Below are 25,701 nucleotides of genomic sequence, written 5' to 3'. Positions count from 1 at the left end.
AAACTCGCAAAATATTTTCAACAAAAATATAACAACATAAAAATCGTATCTGCGCAAGACAGATCTGTTGTAATCAAAATATTAAAGCCTTTTATGGAGTCAATTCTGCATTTACCTTATTAATAAAGTATAAAAGTAAAGATTCATGTAAAGTTCTAAATAAATCCCCCTACTTTCTCACTAAAACTACCCCATGATTCCTCCACTTATATCGTAATTTTGTATTTATCAGAATTCCTAAGACTTTTCGCTATCGTTTTAAATCATAAAATGAACTAAACAAAATAAATATGAAAAAATTAATGCTCGCTATCTCACTAGCACTTCTTACTTTTTCAGGAATCTCTCAGAAAAAAGAAAAACCCAATGTAATAATTATTCTTTCTGACGATCAAGGTTTTGGTGACGTTGGCTTTAATGGATGCACGGATATTCCGACACCCAATTTAGATCAATTAGCAAATAGTGGTGTAATTTTCACTCAAGGATATGCATCTCATCCTTATTGTAGTCCAAGTAGAGCTGGCTTATTAACCGGACGATACCAACAACGATTTGGACACGAAAATAATTTGCCTTATACCGATGCTAAAGTAGATGATGGACTTCCATTGAATGAATTAATGCTATCGGAATTGTTGCAAAAAAACGACTACCAAACTTGTGCTATCGGAAAATGGCACCTTGGTGATTCAATTCAATTTTGGCCTAACAATAGAGGTTTTGATGATTGGTTTGGATTCTGGGGTGGTGGCATGAACTACTGGGGAGATACTGGAAAAAAACCAGCCTCGGCAGGAGTTCTTCGTGATGGAAAAGTGGTTCCAAGATCGGAATTAACCTATCTAACAGACGATTTTACAAATGCTGCTATTGAATACATTGACGAATACAACAAAGCAGAAAAGCCATTCTTTATGTATCTGGCATACAATGCCCCACACGCCCCTGTTCAAGCAACAAAACAATACACCGATAAGGTGAAACATATTGAAGATGGTAAACGTGCGGCTTATGCTGCAATGGTTGTAGGTATGGATGCTGGAATTGGAAAAGTAATTGCCAAACTAAAGGAAACAGGTGAGTACGATAACACATTAATTTTCTTTTACAGCGATAATGGTGGCCATTTAGGAGGAGCTAGCAGTGCACCTTACCGCGGACACAAAGGAATGTTGTTTGAAGGAGGTATTCATATCCCTTTCCTTGTTTCATGGCCAGGAAAGATCAAGCCAAACAATACATACAACAAAACAATTTCTGCTTTGGATATATATCCAACAATTCTGGCAGCAACAGGAGTTAAACATCCAAATGCTGAAAAATTAGATGGTGTAGATCTTCTTCCTTATATCAAAGGTAAAAACAAAAAAGCACCGCATAATGTATTGTTCTGGCGATATTCTGATGGTGCTGGATACGCTGTTCGTAAAGGAAAATATAAAATGGTAATGTCTGGATACAAAAAACAATTCTTTTTATTCGACATAAAAAATGATCCTTATGAACATACCAATTTAAGTGCCGAATTACCTGCTAAACTAGAAGAATTAAAAGGACTATATGCAGAATGGAACAAAGAAACAGTTCCTGCATTATGGCAAGATCCACATGCTCAAAATCTTTCGAAAGAAGAGAAAAAACGTCAGAGCTATATTGATGCTGCCACAAGAGGGGAACGTAAATAAAGTAAGTCTACACATTTAAGATAAACACAACAACAAATAAGTAGAGTCCTTCTACTTATTTATTGTTGTATTTTTTAGTCTCTTTTTTAAAAAATTCATACCCAAAAACCAAAACTACTATGAATAAACAATTACTGACTATCGGATTCCTACTTTTTGTGGTATCCGTATTTGCTACAAATCCACCCAATGTAATTGTTCTACTAGCCGATGATCTAGGTGTTGGTGACATTTCGCACTATCGACGCATGCACTCGAACAATATTATTCTTGAAACACCGAACATAGATAAGTTGGCCAAACAAGGTGTTGTTTTTACCAATGCTCATTCTCCGGCTGCACTTTGTGCCCCTTCGCGTTATGGCATCATGACAGGTAATTCTTGCTACCGAAGTCCAAAACCATGGGGAGTTTGGGGTGCTTATGAAAAATCTCCAATAAAAGCCAATCAGTTAACTTTAGGAAAACTAATGAAACAAGCAGGCTATTCAACAGCATTTTTTGGAAAATGGCATTTGGGTGGAGATTACCTTCGAAAAGATGATGAAAATACTATTTACAGAGGTCCTCGCTATAAACCTGAAGTAGATGTTGACATCACCAAAATAGCAGGAAATGGTCCTAAACAGCAAGGTTTTGACTATAGCATAACTTTCCCTGCAGGAATTCAAGATGTTCCCTATGCTGTTTACGAAAATGAAAATTGGATGCCTTTAAGTGAAGATTCAAAAATAGAATATATCTCACAAAAGAGCATGAATAAAATTGGAGTTAAGTTAGATAAGTCAGAAGGCTTAGGAGATTCCAATTGGGATCCTCACGATATGGGACCACTACTAGCAAATAAAGCTGTTGATTACATTAAGAATCATTCCAATAAGAAAAAGCCTTTTTTCATGTATTACTGTTCTCAGGCTGTTCATCTTCCTCACGCTCCTGCAAAAGAATTAAATGGAATTAAAATTGCTGGCACTACTCCATCGAAACATATGGATATGATTAAGGAGCTTGATGTACAAATGGGAATGCTTACAGACGCGTTAAAAGCCAATGGAATATATGAAAATACCATTTTTATATTCACATCAGATAATGGAGGCTTACTTAAACCAAACACTTTAAAATCGGGCCATCAACCTAGTGATATTTACAGAGGCGGTAAAAATTCTGCCTTTGAAGGAGGCCACCGAGTACCTTTTATAGCTTCTTGGCCTAAAACCATCGAAGGCAATAGAACGACTAGTGAACCCATTTTAGGTTTAGATATTTTAGCAACTCTAGCATCCATTAACGGACAAAAAATTGCAAATAATCAAGCTATGGATTCTTACAATCTTCTACCCATTCTTGAAAATAAAAAGAATGCCGATTCTCATGCTTTTTTAATGCTACAAGGGGGAACAGGGAAGGAATTGATTCTAATTGAAAATGGATGGAAACTAATTATACAAGTTGATAAAAAAGACAAAACAAATCAATTAAGAAAACCTATTGCTTTGTACAACCTCAACAAGGATCCTGAAGAGAAACAAACCAACAACTTGATTCAGTCTGAAAATCAACAAAAAAGAATTAAAAAAATGTTTACCAAATACAATACGCTTAGAAAAAATGGCATTGTAACTGGAAAAAATTAATATGCAAAAACAATACTATGAACTTTCGATTTATTACACTCGGACTTCTTGCACTAATAGCTCTTCAGAGCTCGTGCAGTATGGACAAACCCACAACACCTCCAAATATTGTTTGGATCGTATCTGAAGACAACTCTAAACATTACATGAGCTTGTTTGATGAGAATGGAGTTGAAACTCCAAACATTGAAAATTTGGCCAATGATGGCGTTATTTTCAATCGTGCCTTTTCAAATGCGGCTGTTTGCAGTGCTGCCCGATCAACACTTATTACGAGTTGTTATGGTCCTAGGTTGGCTTCTCACTACCACCGTAAAATGGAATGCATTCAATTGCAGGATTCTATGGAAATGTTTCCAGCTTACCTTCGAAAAGCAGGTTATTACACAACAAACAATGCTAAAGAAGATTACAATATTATTAAAGCTGATAATGTTTGGGACAACTCCTCGAAAAAAGCTAGCTGGAGAAATAGAAAAAAAGGTCAACCATTTTTCCACGTTCAAAATTTTGGGACAACTCATGAAGGGTGCTTGCACTTTACCGAAGAAGAATATCGTACTCACAAAACAAAATGTAAACCAGAAGATTGCTTTATACAACCAAATCATCCTCAAACAGATCTCTTTAAATATACCAATGCATTCTATCGCGATAAAATCGTACAAATGGATCAGGAAGTTGGCAATATCATCAATGAATTAAAGAAAGATAGCCTTCTTGACGATACATTCATCTTTTACTACGGTGATCATGGTGGAGTTTTACCTGGAAGTAAAGGCTATTTATACGAAACTGGCTTAGAGGTTCCTCTTGTGGTATACATTCCTAAAAATTACAGACACTTAATCGACATAGAAAAAGGAAGTATGACCAATGGGTTTGTAAGCTTTGTTGATTTTGGTGCTACAGTTCTAAACCTAGCAGGTGTTGAAGTGCCAAAAAATATGGACGGAAAACCATTCTTGGGTAAAGGTGTGAGCAAAAAACAATTGGAAACCAGAAATGAAACCTACTCTTACGCTGATCGATTTGACGAGAAGTATGACATGGTTAGAGCGTTTAGAAAAGGCAAATACAAATACATCAGAAACTACCAGCCTTTTAATTTCGATGGTTTAATGAACAACTACAGATACAAGCAAATGGCCTACAGAGAATGGTGCGATTTGTATGAAGCGGGTCAATTGAACGAGATACAATCGGCATTTTTTAAGCCCAAACAAGCCGAAGCATTGTACGATGTTGAAACAGATCCTTTCGAAACAAACAATTTAGCTAAAAAGCCTGAGCTTAAGGATAAACTTCTGGAAATGAGATCCAAATTAGAAAAATGGGAAATCAGCATGCCTGACCTATCTTTCTACCCAGAACATTTTCTTCTTAAAAATGCAATTGGTGATCCTGCAAGTTTTGGACAAGCACACAAAAAAGAACTAAACGGATATCTTCACATCGCAAACTTATCTCTTGCTAGTTTCGACTCGGTTGAGGGTGAGCTAAAATCTTATCTCAAATCAAACGATCCCTGGGAAAGATACTGGGCATTAATTGTTTGTAGTTGTTTTCAGAAAGAGGACTCTAAACTAATCTCTTTGACCAGAGAAATTCAGAAGAATGACCCGGAATTGATCAATAGAGTTCGTGCTGCAGAATATTTAGGTTTAACTAAAATAGAAAATCCTGTATCCGCAATTTCGAATGCTCTTTATGAATCTACAGATAGTGCTGAAGCCTTACTTATTCTTAATTCTGTAGTCATGTTACAAGATGGACAACACAAGTATTCTTTCAATCTTAAAATGGATAAAATTCAGAAAGTAATTTTGGAAAACAAATTAGTAAAAATACGTTTAGACTATATAAACGCTAAGTAAATTCTATAGAAAGTAGCTTATTCATTTTCATGAATAAGCTACTTTTTTTATGCAACTCTATACCTTAGAAAACATCTTCCCAATAAAAAAATAAGATCTTAAAAAAAGATTTTTAAAGCCACCTAAAATGCAAAAACTAAAAACCTCCATTCTATTATTAACAATTGTTTTATTGGCTGCTTGCCAGGAAAATCAATCTAGCAACTCCAAAGATCTTTTCGATTTTGGATGGAAATTTACAAAAGGAGAAGTCACAGGTGCTGAAAATCCTAATTTCATTGATCAAGAATGGCAAGATGTAGATCTTCCTCACGATTGGAGTATTGAAGGTCCGTTTAGTAAAGAAAATGCTTCTTTTTCGAGAGGAGCCTGGTTGCCTGCCGGTAAATGTGCCTATCGCAAAACTTTCAAAATTGATAAAAATCAGAAAGACAAAAGGTTTGTTATTTATTTTGAAGGAGCTTATCGAAATTCCGAAGTTTGGATTAATGGCCAATTTTTGGGTAGCCGTCCTCTTGGTTACGCTTCCTTTCATTACGACATGACTCCTTACATCAAAATTGATGGCAACAACACGCTAACTGTAAAATTAGACAATTCGGCTCAGCCAGGTTCGCGCTGGTACACTGGGACTGGAATCTACCGCCATGTTCATTTAATTACAACAGATAAACTGTATGTTCCTGTTTGGGGAAATTATATTGTTGCCAATGATTGTTCCTCTAAAGAAGCAAAAATCAGGATTCAAACTGAGCTAAAGAATGATTGCAATAAAATAAGGAGCATTATTGTTCGACAAAGCGCAATTGATGCACAAGGAAAAAAAATAAGCAGTATTGAAACTCAAGAGAACTTGCAAGCAGGCGAAAGTAAAATCAGCAAATCAGAACTTAACGTAAAAAATCCATTGTTGTGGAATCCTGATTCTCCAAACTTATACACCATAAAAACAGAACTACTCGAAGCTGGATCCATTATCTATTCTGAAACCAATAAGACTGGAATTCGAAAAATTGAATTTGATGCTACCAATGGATTCTTTTTGAATGGCAAAAACATCAAACTAAAGGGTGTTTGTTTGCATCACGATGGAGGTCCTTTAGGAGCTGCTGTTTATGCAAGAACAATTGAACGCCAGTTAGAAATACTTCGAGAAATGGGATGCAATGCTGTTCGTACTGCGCACAATCCTTTTTCGGAGGAATTTATGAGTATCTGCGACAGCATGGGCTTTTTTGTAATGAATGAAATGTTCGACGAATGGGAAATACCAAAGTCACCTGCAACAACACAAAATGGCAAGAAAATTAGAATTCCGGTTCAATACTATGCCGATAAATTTAAAAAATGGGCTGATATTGATTTAACCGATTTTGTATTAAGAGATCGCAATCATCCATCGGTTATTATGTGGAGTATTGGAAACGAAATTGAACAAATGATGCATGAAGAAGGAGCTCCTATCTCAAAACGACTTTCTGCAATCGTTCACAATCTGGATTATAGACCTGTTACCAATGGTGTTTATGGTTATGGCTGGAACAAATGGCCAAACGAAGAGGCTGTTTCGTATAGCGATATTAAAGGCTACAATTACATTAAAAGTGAAGGTTTTGATAAAGAACGTGAGCTATTTCCAAAGGCTTTAGGTATTGTTACCGAATGTGAATCGGCACAATCTTTTTACCCACGTTCAACCTACCTTTACGGTGATGATAAAAAAACATGGTGGGAAGCTCTAAACTATGAACATGATGAAGCTTTTGAATGGACTGAGAAAAGAGGGTTAATAGCTGAAAGCGGTATTGAAGCCTGGAGATCCGTGAAAGCTCGTTCAAACATTATGGGACAGTTTATCTGGACTGGTTTTGATTATTTAGGAGAAGTAATTCCATTTGGCTGGCCTGCACGTTCATCTAGTTTTGCACCAATCGACCTTTGCGGATTCCCTAAAGATGGTTTCTTCTTTTACCAATCGCAATGGAGCGACAAACCAATGGTTCATATTTTCCCACATTGGAATTTAGAAGGACAGGAAGGAAAAACCGTAACTGTTTATGCATTTACAAATGGAGAAGAAGTAGAGTTATTCCAAGATGGAAAATCGTTGGGAAAACAGAAAAATAACACAAAGGGTGTGGAATATCAGTCGTGGGAAGTTACCTACCAACCCGGCGAGTTGAAAGCCATTGCATATTCGAATGGAAAAAGTATAGCTGAAAAATCTGTGAAAACTGCTGGAACGCCTGCTAAAATTCTTCTTTCAACACGTAAAACTGAAATGACTGCTAACAGTCAAGATTTAATTTATGTGGAATGTACTATTGTTGATAAAGATGGAAATGTAGTTCCGAAAGCAGCTAATAAAATTGAATTTTCGATTGATGGTCCTGCTGTAATTGCAGGTGTTGGAAACGGAAATAACATGAGTCATGAATCCTTTCAGTCCAATTACAGAAAAGCTTTTAACGGTAAATGTTTGGCAATTATTAAATCAAGCAAAAAAGCTGGAGAAATTAAATTTTCGGCAAAATCGCATCAATTAGAAGCTACCACAATCTCATTATCATCAAAATAAGAACATTTTAATATGAAAATTCATAAACTAATTACCTCTAGCGTACTTATTTTACTTACCGCAACATTTACCTGGGGACAATCTCAGATAACTGTTGATTTTAACACAAGTAAAAGTTACGGGAACATTACCAATCTTGATCGGGGTAAATTCTTTAACATGCATGCTACTGCAAAAAGCTTCGATAAGAACGAACTAGCCTATTTAAAAAAATTAGGTGTTGGATTCGGTCGAACATTTGGAGCTCCCACAGTTGGCAATAAATCCATTCAAGGTTTAATGTCCAAGGGACAACACATGAAGAATATTGAAAAATCCCGAAATAACTATCAGAAATTCAACAATACACCTATCGATTTTAGTCGTGATCTTATCTATACTTCACATCCAACCAGCAAACATGGTAGATATGGATTTGAATGGAAAGGAATTAATGCTGATTACACCAAAGAAGTCGATTATGTAGTAACTGAATTTAAAGAGCTGTACGGTAAAGGTGATGGTGAAATTCCATTTCCTAAATACTACGAACCGTTAAATGAGCCATTTGTTCATACCAAAGATATAAAAGGAGCTAAAGCAAAAGATGTTCGACTTGAGATGTCGCGTTTTCACAAAGCTCTGGCTATTGGCTTGCACAAGGAAGTGCCCGAACTAAAGGTTGGTGGTTTTTCTTCTGCTTGGCCATCTGTCGAGTTATGGGATTTTAGACATTGGGAGGAACGCATGAAATTATTCATGGACGTGGCAGGTGCTGAAATGGATTTTTTATCCTATCATATTTATGATGGCAAAAATGTTACTGGTGGCGATTCGTTTCGGACAGGTAGTAACGCAGAAGCCATCATGGATTTAGTTGATGCATACGGAGCAATAAAATGGGGACAGCCAAAACCAATTGTATTTTCGGAACATGGCATGACAAGACCCGATTGGAAAGGTGCTCCCTATAGCGAGTTGCGCGATTGGAAAAACATTAGATCCTACAACCATCAAATAATGCAGTTTATGGATCGCCCCGATCAAATTCTAAAAGTAGTTTCCTTTATTACTGGCAAAGCTAAATGGTTTAAAACTCCAGGAAACCATCCATATCCTTGGGTAATTCTAAAAAAAGTAAATGGCAAATATGAATGGACACATTTGATTAAATTCTACGAATTCTGGCAAGGTGTAAAAGGCAATTATACAGATATTCAATCTACCGATCCTGACATACTGACTCATGCTTTTGTTGATAATGAAAAAGCATATATTGCCTTAAGCAATTTGGAACATCACGAAAGTAAAGTAGATCTGAACCTCAAAAACCTACCTAAGGTAAAGTCATTAATAATCAGAAGGTTATTTTTTGCTAATGATAAGCCAAATCTTGAAACAAAATCTGTATCAATTGCGACAAAGAAACTAGTATTAAGAAAAGATGAAGCTGTGATTTTGGAGTATACCTTTAAAAATAAAATCAATCAGAATAAGAAATTACAACTTACCAACTATTATGCTAGCGAGTACCTAAAACCAATTAAAGATAAAAAGCCTATTACTTTTGAGATTAATGAGGTGAAAACCAATGTGGAAAGAGCAAGTTTAAAACTGGGTATTGCTCGTCAATTAGATCAATCGCTTAAAGCGGATTTAGTCTTTAATGGACAAAAAATTGATTTCCCTACAGATTGGAAAGGTTACGATCAATCCGACAGAAGTAAAACAGGCTTCTTTGGTGTTATTGAGGTAAATATTCCGCGTGAAATTATTAAAGAAAATAATTCTATTGAATTAACCTTCGATGAAAATGGAGGAAGAGTTAGTTCTGTTAAATTGAGTGTTTTGAATAAATAGATCGCTACAAAAAGATAGCAAATATGAGTCTTTCAACCTTTGGGTTGTAAGGCTCGTTTTTTATTGATATCAGAAATCATTCTCAAATATGCAATCATTATTTTCTGATTTCAATTGGATGTAATCCACAGAACCACTGCCATGAAATAGTACGGAAGTACCAACAAGCTTACCAATCGACTTCGTGTAGCTTCCTGAAAACATAACCTTTCCATTACTTTTCACAATCACATTTCTATCTTTATTGATAATCTCTGCATCAACCCAATCATTATGATCCACTACAAAAGCACTCAAATCGGAATTGTCGCCATTCACTAACTTTTCGCTTAGCTCGTAAAAACTAAACCGACTACAGCCTTCTGCAACAAATTTAAATTGAATTGTTCCTTCTGTTCCCTCAACAACTAGATTTGTAGAATAGCAACGAACTGCCGGCCAATAGGAACTGTTTTTAAAACGAGCTTTATATTTGAATGAATCACCCGAGAATTCCGTTTTTGCAAAATGATCTATACGAACAACCACTATTTCACTCGTATCAATCCCAAGAGACCCTATACTTTTCGGTGAAGCATGAAAAATACCATCACTAACATTTTTGTGAATGGGTACCGGATAGTATCGATCAATTAAATCGGGTTTAAAATAATGTGCAAATACCTGCCAATCGTTGGTCGGAATAAAAATACCAATAGTATCAGACACAACGGATTTTCCTGATTGAAGATAAGCATTAAAATTTCCTGGATATTCGTAAAAATGAGCATGTTTCCTCTCCTTTCTTACTGAATATCTTTTTGATCCATCACCAAAATTTAGAAAAATATTCTCCTTTGTAGTAGGAATCGAAAACTCAAAAAATGCTGTACCAGGACATCTTCCCTCCTGTTTTATCAGTTTCAATCGGCATTTATCAATCAATTCTGATTTTTCTGAAGTATTCTTATTCGTGAGTAACCAAGTTATACTTGCAATAGCAAAAAGACATAACATAACTAGAATGCCTAATTTATAGCTAAAAACTGTTGATTTTTTATCCTCCTGATAATTAGCATAACCCGATAAAGCATCCACCGTACTTTTCTGTGGCGAATAATCATCAGCAGTTTTCACCTTACCGAAAAATCGTTTTAAGGTAGCTACACTAATTAAGATTTTTGTTTCCTGATGAATTACAAAACTCAAATCCTCGTAATCTCTATTTTTCCAGGATTTACTTTTCCCTTTGGCGAACTTTTGCTCGACAAAACGTTTCAATTTTTTATATGACTGGTTCTGATTATACAATAAAAGAGAAATTAACTAAAATAAAACACATGCTGATAATCAAGACAATAACTTGTTCATTCTTTTGAATCACCATTGAATAAGCTAAGATCGAAATAATTTACCACTATTCTATAATTTTAAGCTTAGAAGACGTTTAGATAAACAAAATAATCCAAAAATATAAGAATTTACCAAATGAAAAAAAGCAATCTAATAAAACTAAGCATCGCAAGTATTCTGTTGCAGTTTATTATTTCTGTGACTGGAATTTCACATGCACAAAACAAACTTTTAATCGAAGCCGAATCTTTTAACAATAAAGGAGGATGGAAAGTCGATCAGCAGTATTTTGATATTATGGGCTCTTCCTATCTTCTGGCTCATGGCATGGGAGAAGCCGTAAAAAATGCTTCTACTAAAATTACATTTCCCTCAAAAGGTAAATATTATATCTGGGTTAGAACTAAAGATTGGGCTCCCTATCCTATTGGACCTGGAAAATTCAAAGTGAAAATTGGCAATGAATACAGTAATGAATTTGGAGCTACTGGCGAAAAAGGCTGGAAATGGTACAAAGGTGGCTCTGTTACGATAAAAGAACCTGCTGATGTAAAAGTAGTTCTTAAAGATCTTACTGGATTTGCAGGACGATGCGATGCAATTTATTTTTCATCTAGCAAAAGAGATGTTCCTCCTAACGATTTAGAGGCCATGAATCCCTGGCGTAAAAAATTACTTGGGTTAACAGATACTCCTGAGACAAAAGGCAAATACGATTTAGTAGTTGTTGGTGGCGGAATGGCCGGACTCTGTTCTGCAATTACAGCATCTCGCAGTGGTTTAAAAGTTGCTTTGATTCAAAACCGCCCTGTTCTTGGTGGTAATAATAGTTCCGAAATTCGTGTTCACTTAATGGGTTATATCGATAGAGACAATAACTATCCTGCCTTAGGAAGAATCGTGCGCGAATTGGATAATGGAGATCCTCATAATGCGAATATCGACGGTAAAAAATACGGAGATAAACGAAAAGAAAGTGTAATTAAGTTCGAGAAAAACATCGACTTGTATTTAAATATGCATGCCTATGATGTTGAAATGGAAGGAACAAAAATTAAAGCTGTAATTGCGCGCCACATCTCAACCAATCAGGAAATAAAATTTGAAGGACGTTTTTTTGTTGATTGTACCGGTGATGGTACCATTGGTTTTAAAGCTGGTGCCGATTACAGATATGGAAGAGAAAGTAAAGCTGAAACAAAAGAACCTCTTGCTGTAGATAAGGCAGATACATTTTGTTTGGGAACTTCAAACATGTGGCATGCCTCAAAATTCGAAGAAGCTTCAAGTTTCCCAAAAACTCCCTGGGCTCTTCACTTTACGGAAGATTATTTTTTAGATGGTCCAACATCAGAATGGTTTTGGGAAACCGGTTTCGATAACTTTGATGCACTAAGTGAAGCAGAGGAAATTCGCGATCATAATTTTAGAGCTATTTATGGCAACTGGTCGTATTTAAAAAATAATCTAAAAGAAAAATACAGCCATTATAAACTCGATTGGGTAGGATATATTGGTGGAAAAAGAGAATCTCGCCGATTAATGGGTGATTACATTTTCTCTGAAATGGACAGAGATCATACCTATGAAAGACAAACAGATGCATTTATACCTACAACCTGGTCAATAGACCTACACTATCCACAAGACGAAAATAGCAAGCACTTTGAAGGACAGGAATTCCTTTCAAAAGCAGTTCATAAAAGAGTAAAACCAGCTCATGTACCATATCGTTGTTTGTATTCTCGAAATATTAATAACTTGTTTATGGCAGGAAGAGACATTAGCACAACGCATGTTGGATTTGGCTCAACCCGTGTAATGCGAACCACCGGCCTTATGGGCGAAGTGGTTGGTTATGCAGCTAGCTTGGCTATTAAGCATCAAACGAATCCAAGAGGTGTTTACGAAAAACATTTAGAAGAACTTAAAAGTATTTTAAGAGGAGAATAATCTATGAAAAACCTACTGTATCTATTATTGATTTGTTCCTTTATTGCCTGCAATTCTCAAAAAGACAATAAAGATTCCAAGAATAGTTCTTTTCCATACACCATCACGGCCCAAACAGCCAATCGTGAAATGAGCACAGCAATGAAACGTAGTTTTAAAAACTATAGTTCTATTCATCCGAGAAACAATGAACTCTATTCTCAATTTAAATACACCGAACTAAAAGGTTTTGATTATAACGGACACGATGGCACTATTTCTCGTCGCGATCCTTCCAAAGTGATTTTTGAAAATGGAAAATATTACGTTTGGTATACAAAACGAGAAACATCCACGACTCCTGTTGGAGCTAAAAATGCAGAACAAAGCAATGATACCATTCCTTCAACAGATTGGGATTTATCTGAAATTTGGTACGCAACAAGCAAAGATGGATTTACTTGGAAAGAACAAGGAGTTGCTGTTCCACGCCCACCAAAACCCGAAGTTGGCTGGCGAGCAGTTACCACTACCGATATTCTTAAATGGAAAGGAAAATATTATTTGTATTATCAGGGATTTATGGAGGCTAGTGGCAAGCGTGGAGATTACTGCCCAGTTACCGCTTCTTATGCTGATTCGCCAAATGGACCATGGACCCCAGTTGGTAAAATTGTAATTGAAAATGGCCCCGAAGGTGCATGGGATCAGTATGCCATTCACGATCCATATCCTTTGGTTCATGATGGTAAAATCTACATTTATTACAAATCAGCTTTTAATCGTCCTAATCCTGTTTGGGTTGGCGGAGGTCTGGTAACTTCAGATAATCCTTTAGGCCCTTTCGAAAAACACCCACTAAATCCACTAACAAGCTCAGGACATGAAGTCAGTCTATTTCCTTTTAAAGAAGGAGTTGCGGCAATAACAGTGAAAGATGGCACAGAACACTTTACCATTCAATATGCTAAAGATTGGGTGAATTTTGAAATTGCTTCCATTTGTGAATTGGTCCCAATTGCTCCCGGTCCATTTGTACCCGATGCTTTTACAGATGCCAAAAACGGACGTGGAATTACCTGGGGGCTATCTCACTTTGTAAATGCTGGTCAAAATCGCAAAAACCAACATTCTATTTTGGCTCGTTTCGATTGTGATTTAAGTCTTGATGTAGATGATCCAGTTATGAAAGAAACAGGTGTTCGACACAATTTAGATGTCTATTTTAATCAAGGGTTGAACAAAAAGCAAAAAGAAAGAATTTTAAAGTCAAATTAAACACGACTAGAGACAAAGTAATTCATCATGAAAAAATTGATCCTTATAGCACTCATAGCAAGCTCAATAATTGCCTGCATACAAGAAAAAAAGCTAAATCCAGATTATAAAATTGAATTTGGAAAGGTATCCAAGAACTCCATCTTTACTGGTGGCGATAGCATCAGTCATTGGGGAGGTTCTGTTGTAAAAGGCAAAGATGGTTTGTATCATATGTTATACTCACGATGGCCAAAACAAATTGGTTGGGAATGGGTAAACTATTCAGTAATCGCGCATGCTGTTTCAGAATCGCCTTTTGGCCCATACAAGCATAAGAATATTGCCTTGCCAGATCGAGGAACTGAATATTGGGACGGATCGTGTACACATAACCCAACGGTACATCAATTTAATGGCAAATACTACTTGTATTATATGGGAAATATTGGCGATAAAAAAATTGTTAGTGTACCTGGAAAAGCAAAGATTAATTGGATGCACCGCAACAATCAAAGAATTGGTGTAGCTGTGGCTGATGATCCGAATGGTCCCTGGAAACGTTTCGACCAACCTGTTTTGGATATTAATCACAAAGATTCTACTGCACATGATGCTTTAATGACTTCCAATCCTTCGGTTTGTCAAATGGCAGATGGAAAAATCTTGATGGTATACAAAGCAGTAGGTAGAAAATTCCCTTTGCCACAAGGTGGACCTGTTGTTCATATGGTTGCAATTGCTGATTCTCCAACAGGTCCGTTTAAAAAATATCCCAATCCTATATTCTTAGAAGAAGGTGTTCGTTTTCCTGCTGAAGATCCATATATCTGGTATGCAGAAGGAAGATATCGTGCCATCGTAAAATACATCAAACAAAAAGGTAAAAAACGTGTATTTTCTCTGGTTCATTACGATTCATTGGATGGAATTGATTGGCATAAAGCCAAGAACTTTGAAATTTCCGATCGTAATATTACTTGGGAAGATGGAAGTACTCAGCAATTCGATCATTTGGAACGTCCTCAGGTTTTAGTCGAAAATGGAATTCCAATTGCACTTACTTGTGCAGCTGACACCTATGATGAAAATCACGTAAGACAATCATTTAATCTACAAATTCCTTTGATAATCACTAAAGAATACAACAAATAGTAAAACCAATGAATAAATTTATACTCACACTATCAATCGTTTTTAATAGCCTCTTTCTGAATGCACAAGAACGTCCAAATATTGTATGGATTAATGGTGATGATTTGGGTGCAGAACTTTCTTGTTATGGTAATCCTGATGTTAAAACGCCCAATATGGACCTATTGGCAACCCAAGGAACCAGGTTCACCAACGCCTATTCCAATGCTTCGGTTTGTTCGGCGAGTCGCTCTTCCATGATTACAGGAATGTACCCGACTGCAGTAAATTGTCAGGATCACAGAACCATTAATAGGACTAATTTACCCGATGGTATACCAAACATTGTTGAATATTTTCAGAAAGCTGGTTATTTCTGCTCCAATGGTAGTGCCAAGAACATGAAACAAAACGGAAAAAAAGATTATAACTTTTTAGATAAAGTAAATTACGATGGAACAGATTGGAAACAAAGAGCCGAAGGTCAGCCTTTTTTTGCTCAGGTACAAATTGGCGACCCTCATCGTACATTTCATCATGATGCTGAAAACCCTATTGATCCAAAAACAGTAAAAAGTCTACCTAAGTGTTACCCAAACCATCCTTTACTAAAAGCAGATTGGGCTTGGTACTTGGAAAGTGTGCAACATTGTGATCATTACGTAGGTGAAATTTTGAAACGATTGGAAGACGAAGGCTTAGCAGATAATACAATTGTAATTGTTTTTGGAGATCATGGTCGACCTCATTTACGCGACAAGCAATTTTTATACGAAGGTGGTATCAAAATCCCTCTAATCATTCGTTATCCAAATAAAATAAAAGCCAATCAAGTTGATGATCAACTGGTAAGCTTGGTTGATGTAGCAGCCACTTCTCTTAATCTAGCGGGGATTTCTGTGCCTGATTATATGAATGGTCAAGTATTTTTGGGAGAGAAAGCTGAAAAACGAGAATATATTTATGCTTTTAGACAAAGAACTGGTGATGCTGCCGATAACATTCGAAGCATTTGCGATGGCAAGTTTAAACTAATTTGGAATCGAATGCCAAATACTCCTTGGATGCAATTGAGCAGTTACAAAAAGCTTCAATATCCAGCTTTTGCCTTGTATCATCAACTTTATAAGGAAGGAAAATTAGACGATCCTTACAAAAAATTTATGGCTCCTACTCGACCTAAAATTGAACTATTTGATCTGGAAAAAGACCCTATGGAATTGAATAATTTGGCAAGTAATAAAAGTTATAAATCCGTAAAGAAGAAGCTCTTTAAAAAGCTTTCGAATAACATGAAGGAATTTGAAAGAAATATGATTCCTGAATCAGATGAAACCATTCAACAAGCGAAGGAATCATCTGCTTTGTATTTCAAAAAAGCCATTGAAAAAAGAAATTTGGATGAAAACATCAGTAATGAAGATTTACTGAAATATTGGGAAAATTTATTATTGAAATAACAAAAATCCAATTTAAAGAAAAGGCATTTACCGTTTGAAAAATCTAATGGTAAATGCCTTTCCTTTTTAGTTTACTGTCTATTTAGAAAACCACTCGCTTAATTCAAATGCATTTAACCAAACACCTTTGTTTGTTTTAGCATCTTTAAATACAACTTTTACAGGATTTAACCCATCGGAATAAAATACTGTTTCAGCAGTTGAAACTGGTTCGAATTGCATCTCCTTACCTTCTGTCACTTTCACCTTAGACAATTCTGTATCGTTTACAGATATACTAATTTCTTTCGCATAAGGTAAAAGATGAATCCTCAAACTCTTAAGCTTGGCCACATTCGTATCCATTAAATCGGTATTGGTTCTGGGTGCATGATGCCAGGAAGTTAATTTGTAAGTTCCTTTTGGTAGCTTCGCAAACTCAAGTGTCATGCCATTTTTATCCAAGCCAATAACTCCCTCTCCATAAGCAAAACCATACTTTCCAATTACATTCATTTCGCCCAACCAACGAAGAACACCATCAGTAGAATTAGCATATACCTTAGCTTCTACACCTCCTAAAATATCAAGTTTTTTAGAAGATGGTTTGTTATCTTCAGCACTCCATTCTGTCCATCCAAATTGAACCAATTGATCGGGAGCTCCCATATCTACACGAATTTTTTCAAAATCGTAAATCGGTTTTGCATTTGCTAAAACTAGATCGTTTTCTTTGCCTACGGAATTAAATGTGACACTTGCAGATTTTAAACCTTTGCTTTTCGCTGTCAGTTTAATTTGTCCAGGAGTAGTTCCCGCTTGAATTAAAACTGGTGCTTCTCCTGTCTCAATGAACATTGGATTGGCATTAATTCCAGCCTTATCACCATAAATACTCGCAGGTCCAGAAATAGAAAAGCTAACTTCTCCTACCGAATCTCGAACTAAAGTTCCATTTTTATCTACAACTTGTGCATAAGCCACTAAAATATCCGACCCATCAGCTTCAAACTTACGTCCTACCGTATCCAATACAATTCTAAGACTTTTAGATTTTTCCGGTGTTCGAATTATTTTCGAAACATATTCTTTTCCACCTTTATAACCTATTGCTTTTAATTCTCCTGCTTCAAACTTATTAACTGTAAACAAGAAAGGAGGATGATCCAAACCTACATAAATAGAATCAGACATTGGCTTTTGTTTAGCAATTGATTTTCCATTCACAAAAAGCTCTACCTCATCAGCATTACTATAAATATTTAGTGCATTTGTATTTGCTTTCCAATCTTCTTCTATATGCAAATACGGCTCTTTCCTCATTTCGGAAGGATACCAAAGTAAGCCTTTTTTAGGCTGACGAAAAATAGTCATTGCACCACTTCTAGTTCTATCCTTCATACTTTTGTACTTCGGATGTGTAGGATGAAAAGTATAATAAGCATGAGCAGTCCAAGAAATAATCCCTACCATTTTTGGATCTCGTTTATGAGTCGCTACTTCTACTGGTCCCGAATGTCCTTCCATTGCGAACATGGGTTCCGATCGATCCCAAATAAATGGACCATACAACATATTTGCGTTGATATCCGTTAATCCAGAAGTTTGCCAACCTGTCCAACGAGCGCCTTGCGAAGCTGTTAAACGAATCGGATCTTCTTGTTTTATTGTATAATGCGCACGTGGCACATATCCTCTATGGTTAACACCAGCACCCCAAATTACAATGGAAGGATGATTTCTGTGATTTCGAACCATGATTCTGGCTGCCTTTTCGAAATTATCCCACCACTTCGGATTCTTAGAAATCGTAGTCCAAGTTGGTGCCTCTTCGTACACTAAAATCCCCAACTCATCGCAAGCATCCATTAACGCATTATCGTGAGGATAATGAGCAGTTCGAACCACATTAAATCCCAATTGCTTAAACTGAAGCATATCTTTGTAATGAAGAGAATTTGGAAGCGCATCTCCAATATAAGCGTAATGCTGATGACGGTTAAAACCAATCAAATCAATTGGCTTTCCATTGAGCATAAAACCCAATTCATTATCCAATCGAAATGTTCTAATTCCTAACTTATTTTCCAAACAATCAACACTCTGTCCATCAATCAAAACCTCTGTATTTACACGATACAAATATGGATTTTCAACATCCCACAAGTGCAAATCATCCTCTATTCCACCAATTTGGTTAAATTCAAAATCTTCTCCTGGCTTTATTTCTTGCTCTGAAACCAACTTAAGCACAACCAAATGATTCGCATCAATTACTCTATTAATGACCTTACATTTTTTAAGCTCTGAATATTCGTTACGAACTACTGTTTTTATATTGATCGTAGCATTCATATTTACAGGATCAACAGTAGGTGTAGTAATCGTTATTCCCGCTTTTAAAGCTTCATAGTTATAAGTAATATGTACAGGATCCGTCTCAACCAAATAAACATCACGATACAAACCACTAAATTTCACATAGTCGAAAGGTCCAGGATCTGGAGGTATCGCATCATTTCTTCGGTTATCCACCATCAAAGTAATCTGATTATTAGCTCCTCTATTAACAAAATCTGAGATATCGAAATGAAAAGGAGAATAGCCAGTAACAGCAAATTGTCCTACATGCTTTCCGTTCACCCACAAATCGGTAACCTGATGTGCCCCTTCGAATTCAAGAAAAACTTTTTTATTGGGATCTTTTGTTACTGATAAGCTTTTGCGATACCATCCTACATTACGTTGAAAAGTTGGTTGATCTTTACCATCTTTACAAAAGTCAAGTGTCAAAGATGTCGGCTTAAGCGTATGTGGAACGCTCACCATTTCCCAACTTTCATCATCAAATGTTGCTTCAAAATACTTCCCATCGGCATTTCCCAAATGGAATTTCCATCCTGTATTAATACAGATCTTACTTCTATTGGAATCGGGATAACCATAAGGTAATTCTTTTGCACTTGCGAATAAACAAGTATGAAGAATTAAGAAGCTTAATAATAGATTTAATTTTCTCATTACGATATACTAATTATAGTTTATTATAGAATCATAATATTACTGCATTTAGGGCAGTTTAAAAGGAAAAATATAAAGCCAATAGAAGGGAGAAATAAGAAATTCTTTAAAAGCTTGTTAAAGGATAACTTAAATTCTAAGCTAAACGCAAAATTCATTGATGACAAAACAAACATATCCTTTAAGCTCAAAAAGATTCACTAAAATTGACTTAGAAATATTTTATAAAGTTTTTATCACGTGCAAACACCTAACTATTATACATATTGACAAAACCCACTTTACAGAGAAAGTTTTCTAATCTTAGAATTTTCAATTGCAAAAAAACATTTCACTTTTACAAACCAAATACCCCCCCTATTAGAGCGATAAATTGTTTAGATGCATACGATGCCTATTCTCTACATTTATCCTAAGCTTAAAATAAAAACCGAATACCTTATGAAACTCATTAAATACGCCTTCATTTTTGCACTTATTTTCGCCTTAAAAATAAGTAATGCACAAGAAAAATACACTCCTGAATGGGAAAGCCTAAAAACACACAAAGCTGTGCCCGAATGGTTTGCTAATGCTAAATTGGGCATTTACTTTCATTGGGGTGTTTATTCTGTTCCAGCAAAAGGTGGCGAATGGTATCCCCGTTGGATGTATGTGCCTGATCGTGAAAATCTTTGGGGAAGTGAAATCTATGAAGAACACAGAGCTACTTATGGTGAAGATTTTGATTATCATGATTTCATTCCCATGTGGAAAGCACCTAAATTCGATGCAAAAGAATGGGTGGACCTATTTGAAGGAATGGGAGCAAAATTCATTGGTTCCATTGCAGAACATCACGATGGTTTTTCATTGTGGAACAGTAAAGTAAACGAGTGGAACTCTGCAAGTATGGGACCTCATATCGATGTTGTAAAAGCAATTGCAGAAGAAACAAAAAAACGTGACTTAAAATTCATGGCCACTTTCCATCATGGATTCCACAATATGTTTTACGTAAAACCTGAAAACTCCTTTTTACGACCAGTGAGTAAGTACAATTTGACTTACGACAATTGTGAAGTGCCACAAGATGAGAAATATCGCAAATTATATTGCAATATGGATTATGCCGAAGCTCAAGATTTGTGGTTAAACAAACTAAATGAGGTAATTGATGCACATTGCCCCGACTATATTTGGATGGACTTTGGTCAACGCTTTATTGATGAGCAGCACCGCCAACAATTTTTAAGCAATTATTTTAACAAAGCTGCAGAAGAAAATAAAGAAGTCGTAGTAAACACCAAGGGGGACTTTTTCCCTACCAAATTAGCAGTTGTGAATGTGGAACGCGCTACGATGGAAGACATAACGCCTAATGTTTGGATTACTGATTTTATTTTAGGTAGTGCATGGTGTTACGATAAAACCAAACGGACTGCGATACAACCTGCTAAGGCGATTCGTATGTTAGCCGAAGTAGTGAGTAAAAATGGAATTATGCTTTTATCTGCTGGCCCTATGGCCGACGGAACCATTCCTCTAGAGCAAGTAAAGGCGATGGAAGGCATTGGTGCTTGGATGAAATTGTACGGTGAAGCCATTTACAACACAAGACCGTTTGTGGCATATGGAGAAGGAACAACGGAATTAAAGCGTGATCCGGAAGATGCCTGGAATGAATATGGAGGAATCAAAAAAGGATTAAATAACTTGAATGCTGAGGATGTTCGCTTTACTCAAAATGGGAAAACAATTTATGCTATTCAATTGGGATGGCCAGGAGCAAGCCAAGAGAAACTACTAACCACCTTTGCCGACAAAGCAAAACACTTAAAAATAAAATCAATTTCAGTATTAGGAAGCAATGAAAAGATCTCTTGGAAAAGAACAAAACAAGGCTTAAGAATTACATCTCCCAAGCAAAAACCTGCAGAAGCAGATGCTGCTCTCGTCTACAAAATTGAATTGAAAAACTAAACAAAAAAATCAGGAAGAAAGTTATCGAAAGATTGAGGATCCCTTCTTTTTGTAATACCCCCCTGTTTTTTTATAGTATTAACCCCATTTCAATTAAATCCCAAAACTATCTTTACAAAAGACGGTTTTGGGATTTTTTTACAGAAAATCTGATACTATTTGAATATACAAACACAATAAGTGATGAATAAGCAATCTCTTTTTTTATCAGCAATAGGCATATTTCTATGTTTAGCGAGCTTGGCACAAAACCCAATTGTTCCGGCTGGTATGTATATCGCCGATCCTGAAGCTCATGTTTGGCAAGATGGTAAAATATATATCTATGGTTCTCGAGATGAAAGTGATGATTTTTGGTGTTCCTACAAACATCATGTTCTGTTCTCTGATAATTTACAAGATTGGAATTTTGTAGAAAACACTTTTGCCTCGAAAGGAGAATTTGATCAAGTCGATTATCATGATAGATTGCTATTTGCACCAGACTGTGCCTATAAAAACGGAACATATTACTTGTATTACTGTTCGCCAAAAAAACTAAGCGAAGGTGTGGCAACTAGTCAATCGCCTTTGGGACCATTTACTACTGGAAAACAAATTCATGGACCTAATCAGATTGATCCAGCCGTTTTGGTTGATGACGATGGACAAGCATACTACTATTGGGGACAAGCAAAACCAAAAGTTGCTAAGTTGAAAGCAAACATGACAGAAATTGACTCATCAACAATAACTCTTCCTTTAGATGAAGCAGGAAACAAAGCTTTTCATGAAGGATCATCTATCCGAAAAATTGGAGATTGGTACTATTTTGTATGTGCTGATGACAGTCGTGAAAATCGTCCAACTTGTTTAGGATACGCAATCAGTAAAAGCCCAATGGGACCATTCGAATACAAAGGAGTTATTATTGATAATATTGGTTGTGATCCTACAGTGTGGAACAATCATGGTTCTATTGAAAAATTCAAGGATCAATGGTATGTTTTTTACCATCGTTCAACACACAATTCTCAGAAATTCCGCAAAGCTTGTATCGAGCCCATTAAAATCAACAAGGATGGAACAATTGATGAAGTAGAAATGACTACGCAAGGTGCAGGAAAGCCATTATCTGCTAGCAAGCTATTACAAGCAGAAAGAACATGTTTTCTATCAGGTAAAGTATTTATCGACGAAAGCGAATCCAACGATATTCCAAATGAAGAGTTAACAAATATTACGGATGGCGATTATGCAGCCTATAAATATTTGAACTTTGACAAACAACTAAAAAACTTTCGGATTAAAACCAATGTTTCCAATGATGGCTTGGTTGAATTAAGATTAGATCAGCCTAAGGGAAAACTTATTGGCAGTTGTAAACTCACAAGTACAGCCAACAATACAGCTTTTCAAATTTCGGAGTGTGAAATAAAAACCACAAAAGGGAAACACGCCTTATACTTAGTGTTTAAAGGTGAAAACAATTCATTTTTTACCATCGACTGGTTTCAATTCTATTAAAACTGAAAACTCCCTTTAAGCCAATAAAAATAGGAAAACTATAAATCACTAATAATGAATAAACTCAAACAATCTTTACTCTCTCGTGCATCTTTTGTACTAATTTGCCTTAGTACTTTTTTAGGATGCCAAAGCGAAACTATTCAAGAAAAAGGGATGGAATCTTTTTCAAATGCAGAACTTGAAGCGAAAGCAATAGCAATAATGAGCCAAATGACTTTGGATGAAAAACTAGCCCAAATAGAAGGAATTCGCCCAAATGAAATTATGGTAGATGGAAAATTTTCTCTTGAAAAATGTAAAGAAGTAATTCCTCACGGCATTGGACACTTCTGCCAATTTTCATCCTCTTTAACCATGAGTCCAACCGAATTAAGAGATTTTGTTCGAGACGTTCAAAACTATTTAATGACGGAAACCAGAACAAAACTTCCTGCAATATTTCACGAAGAAGCAATCACAGGATTTGCAACTCAGGGAGCAACAACATTCCCACAACAAATTGGAATGGGATGTTCGTGGAATGCAGATCAAATAACAAAAAATGCTACCTCTACAAGAAAAAATATGAGAGCTGCTGGAGCAACTTACGCCCTTTCTCCTATGCTTGACCTTAGTCGTACTGCTCATTGGGAACGAATTGAGGAAAGTTATGGTGAAGATGCCTACTTGACTTCTGCTTTGGGTTTAGCCTTTGTTAACGGCTTACAAGGTGAAAATATCAGTAATGGCGTTGTCGCTACAACAAAACATTTTGCAGGATATGGGACACAAAACAACAATCCTAAGGAATTTTACGAAGAATACTTAATGCCGCACGAAGTGGTAATAAAGAAAGGAAATGTAAAAAGTGTAATGCCCTCTTATGGCAGATTTAAAGGTGAGGCTGTGGTTACCAGCAAAGAAATGCTAACAACAATTTTACGCGAGAAACTAGGTTTTGATGGTGTTGTAGTGAGTGATTACGGTGCTGTTAACCTTACGTATTCAGGTCACAGATTGGCATCCTCATCGAAAGAAGCTGCAGTTATGGCTTTAAATGCAGGAACTGATATTGAACTTGCAAAACCAATTGCTTTCCCTTATTTGCCTGAGGCTTTGAAAGAAGGATTGGTAAGCCAAGAAAAAATTGATGATGCCGTGAAACGTTCATTGATCATGAAAGCTCGTTTGGGTTTATTGAATGAAAATCCTACAATTGGAGTCGATGGAGAATTGGATTTTGATCCTCCTGCAAACCGTAAGTTAGCTTACGAATCGGCTTGCCAGTCTATCGTTTTATTGAAGAACAATGGTATTTTACCACTTAAAAACGATGTGAAAAAAATTGCTTTGGTAGGCCCCAATGCAGCAACTGTTCACGGTTTATTGGGCGATTACACGTATCAATCGATGATTTCGTTTTGGTGGAGTAAACAATTTGATCCAAACAATCCTAAACTAATCAGCCTAAGCGAAGGTTTACACAACGCACTAGGAGAAAAAGTTAGCATTAAACACGAACGTGGTTGCGATTGGAGTGCTCCTTTAGAATCAGTGATTAAAAAAGACGGATTGGGTGATAGTCGTTTGGCAAAAGTGAAGATGCTTACGATTAAAGATGTACCTCAGCCAGATCTTACCAATGCGATTAAAATCTCTAAAGAAAGTGATGTGATTATCGCTGTTATGGGAGAAAATATTTATCTGTGTGGTGAAGGACGCGAAAGAAAAGGTATTCGTTTACCAGGTGAACAAGAGGAATTTGTAAAGAAATTAATTGCAACCGGAAAACCTGTTATTCTAGTCATGTACGGCGGTCGTCCGCAAGTAGTTAATGAACTAGAAGAAGGTTGTGCGGCAATTGTACAAGGATGGTTTCCTGGAGAAGAAGGAGGACAAGCAATTGCTGATATTATGACTGGAAAAGTAAATCCATCTGCTAAATTGTGTATCACCTACCCTAAATCAGAAGATAAAGCTGAGGTTAATTACAAGAATGGTTACACTAATACCCAGCCTCAATATCCTTTTGGTTACGGTTTATCGTACACCAATTACACGTACAGTGATTTAAAAATGAACTCTAGCGCAAAAATTACGGATGAGCGTTTCGAAATTGCATGTAAGATAAAAAACACAGGAGACAAAGATGGAACCGAAATCGTTCAATTGTACGTTTCTCCAAAGGATGCAAATTCGGATATGAAGCCAATTCAATTGAAAGGTTTTCAGCGTGTAGACTTAAAGGCAGGTGAAGAAAAAGCCATTAAATTCCTTGTTTCACCAGAACAATTGGCACAATACATAGATAACCAATGGATTTTAGAACCAGGAAAATATGAGTTTAAAGTGGCTGCATCATGTACTGATATCCGCCTTAGCGAAACAATTGAACTAAAAGGAAATGAGATGATTCTTGAGAATGGCCGTTCTGTATTTTTCTCTATAAATCAATAAAGAAGAAACTAAAAACCATTTTATAAATGCAAAACCCGGAATGTGTACAAGCACAATTCC

At 36.2% G+C, this 25,701-nt stretch carries 14 protein-coding genes; 12 read left to right on the top strand and 2 right to left on the bottom strand.

Translation table 11 applies throughout. The annotated features are described in order from the left end of the window. The first annotated feature begins 290 nt into the window (after positions 1 to 290). From ACT3CE_RS11170 to ACT3CE_RS11150, 5 genes are all read left to right on the top strand, one after another. Positions 291 to 1,688, top strand: coding sequence for a sulfatase family protein (locus ACT3CE_RS11170; protein WP_444709861.1), 1,398 nt, complete (start codon positions 291 to 293; stop codon positions 1,686 to 1,688). 119 nt (positions 1,689 to 1,807) lie between these two features. After that, positions 1,808 to 3,325, top strand: a complete 1,518-nt coding sequence (locus ACT3CE_RS11165; protein WP_444709860.1) for a sulfatase family protein — start codon at positions 1,808 to 1,810, stop codon at positions 3,323 to 3,325. A 17-nt stretch (positions 3,326 to 3,342) separates the two neighbouring features. Further along, positions 3,343 to 5,202 carry a sulfatase family protein gene (locus ACT3CE_RS11160; RefSeq protein ID WP_444709859.1) on the top strand — a complete coding sequence of 620 codons (1,860 nt, stop codon included), beginning with the start codon at positions 3,343 to 3,345 and terminating at the stop codon, positions 5,200 to 5,202. Between the two features lie 127 nt (positions 5,203 to 5,329). After that, positions 5,330 to 7,780, top strand: coding sequence for a glycoside hydrolase family 2 TIM barrel-domain containing protein (locus ACT3CE_RS11155; RefSeq protein WP_444709858.1), 2,451 nt, complete (start codon positions 5,330 to 5,332; stop codon positions 7,778 to 7,780). A 12-nt stretch (positions 7,781 to 7,792) separates the two neighbouring features. Continuing rightward, the gene (locus ACT3CE_RS11150; protein ID WP_444709857.1) at positions 7,793 to 9,619 is read left to right on the top strand and encodes a hypothetical protein; all 1,827 of its coding nucleotides are present in this window, start codon (positions 7,793 to 7,795) and stop codon (positions 9,617 to 9,619) included. Positions 9,620 to 9,688: 69 nt separating this feature from the next. On the opposite strand, the gene ACT3CE_RS11145 is transcribed toward ACT3CE_RS11150, so the two are convergent. After that, complete coding sequence (locus ACT3CE_RS11145) at positions 9,689 to 10,879, bottom strand: hypothetical protein (protein WP_444709856.1); 1,191 nt, start codon at positions 10,877 to 10,879, stop codon at positions 9,689 to 9,691. Positions 10,880 to 11,086: 207 nt separating this feature from the next. Between ACT3CE_RS11145 and ACT3CE_RS11140 the strand changes: the two genes are divergently transcribed. Genes ACT3CE_RS11140 through ACT3CE_RS11125 form a run of 4 tightly spaced genes read left to right on the top strand, consistent with a single transcriptional unit; the run spans position 11,087 to position 16,734 of the window. Continuing rightward, positions 11,087 to 12,904 carry an FAD-dependent oxidoreductase gene (locus ACT3CE_RS11140; RefSeq protein ID WP_444709855.1) on the top strand — a complete coding sequence of 606 codons (1,818 nt, stop codon included), beginning with the start codon at positions 11,087 to 11,089 and terminating at the stop codon, positions 12,902 to 12,904. Positions 12,905 to 12,907: 3 nt separating this feature from the next. Continuing rightward, on the top strand, positions 12,908 to 14,161 hold the full coding sequence (locus ACT3CE_RS11135; protein WP_444709854.1) for a glycoside hydrolase family 117 protein: 1,254 nt from the start codon (positions 12,908 to 12,910) through the stop codon (positions 14,159 to 14,161). Positions 14,162 to 14,188: 27 nt separating this feature from the next. After that, positions 14,189 to 15,295, top strand: a complete 1,107-nt coding sequence (locus ACT3CE_RS11130; RefSeq protein WP_444709853.1) for a glycoside hydrolase family protein — start codon at positions 14,189 to 14,191, stop codon at positions 15,293 to 15,295. An 8-nt stretch (positions 15,296 to 15,303) separates the two neighbouring features. Next, on the top strand, positions 15,304 to 16,734 hold the full coding sequence (locus tag ACT3CE_RS11125) for a sulfatase family protein (RefSeq protein WP_444709852.1): 1,431 nt from the start codon (positions 15,304 to 15,306) through the stop codon (positions 16,732 to 16,734). A 78-nt stretch (positions 16,735 to 16,812) separates the two neighbouring features. On the opposite strand, the gene ACT3CE_RS11120 is transcribed toward ACT3CE_RS11125, so the two are convergent. After that, positions 16,813 to 19,734: a glycoside hydrolase family 2 protein gene (locus ACT3CE_RS11120; RefSeq protein WP_444709851.1), complete on the bottom strand. Its 2,922-nt coding sequence runs from the start codon at positions 19,732 to 19,734 to the stop codon at positions 16,813 to 16,815. A gap of 441 nt (positions 19,735 to 20,175) precedes the next feature. Between ACT3CE_RS11120 and ACT3CE_RS11115 the strand changes: the two genes are divergently transcribed. The 3 genes from ACT3CE_RS11115 to ACT3CE_RS11105 all read left to right on the top strand — a co-directional run bounded on the left by ACT3CE_RS11115 (position 20,176) and on the right by ACT3CE_RS11105 (position 25,641). Next, positions 20,176 to 21,696 (top strand): alpha-L-fucosidase, encoded by a 1,521-nt coding sequence (locus ACT3CE_RS11115; protein ID WP_444709850.1) that lies wholly within the window; start codon positions 20,176 to 20,178, stop codon positions 21,694 to 21,696. A gap of 183 nt (positions 21,697 to 21,879) precedes the next feature. After that, a complete protein-coding gene (locus ACT3CE_RS11110; RefSeq protein ID WP_444709849.1) occupies positions 21,880 to 23,202 on the top strand; it encodes a family 43 glycosylhydrolase in 1,323 nt (440 codons plus the stop codon). A 54-nt stretch (positions 23,203 to 23,256) separates the two neighbouring features. Continuing rightward, complete coding sequence (locus ACT3CE_RS11105) at positions 23,257 to 25,641, top strand: glycoside hydrolase family 3 N-terminal domain-containing protein (RefSeq protein ID WP_444709848.1); 2,385 nt, start codon at positions 23,257 to 23,259, stop codon at positions 25,639 to 25,641. Positions 25,642 to 25,701: the final 60 nt, after the last annotated feature.

The organism is Marinifilum sp. RC60d5 (assembly GCF_052400665.1).
In the GTDB taxonomy this organism is placed as follows: domain Bacteria; phylum Bacteroidota; class Bacteroidia; order Bacteroidales; family Marinifilaceae; genus JBQTGK01.
The sequence above is the reverse complement of the archived record's forward strand: the minus strand, read 5'-3'. Positions and strand labels throughout refer to the sequence as shown.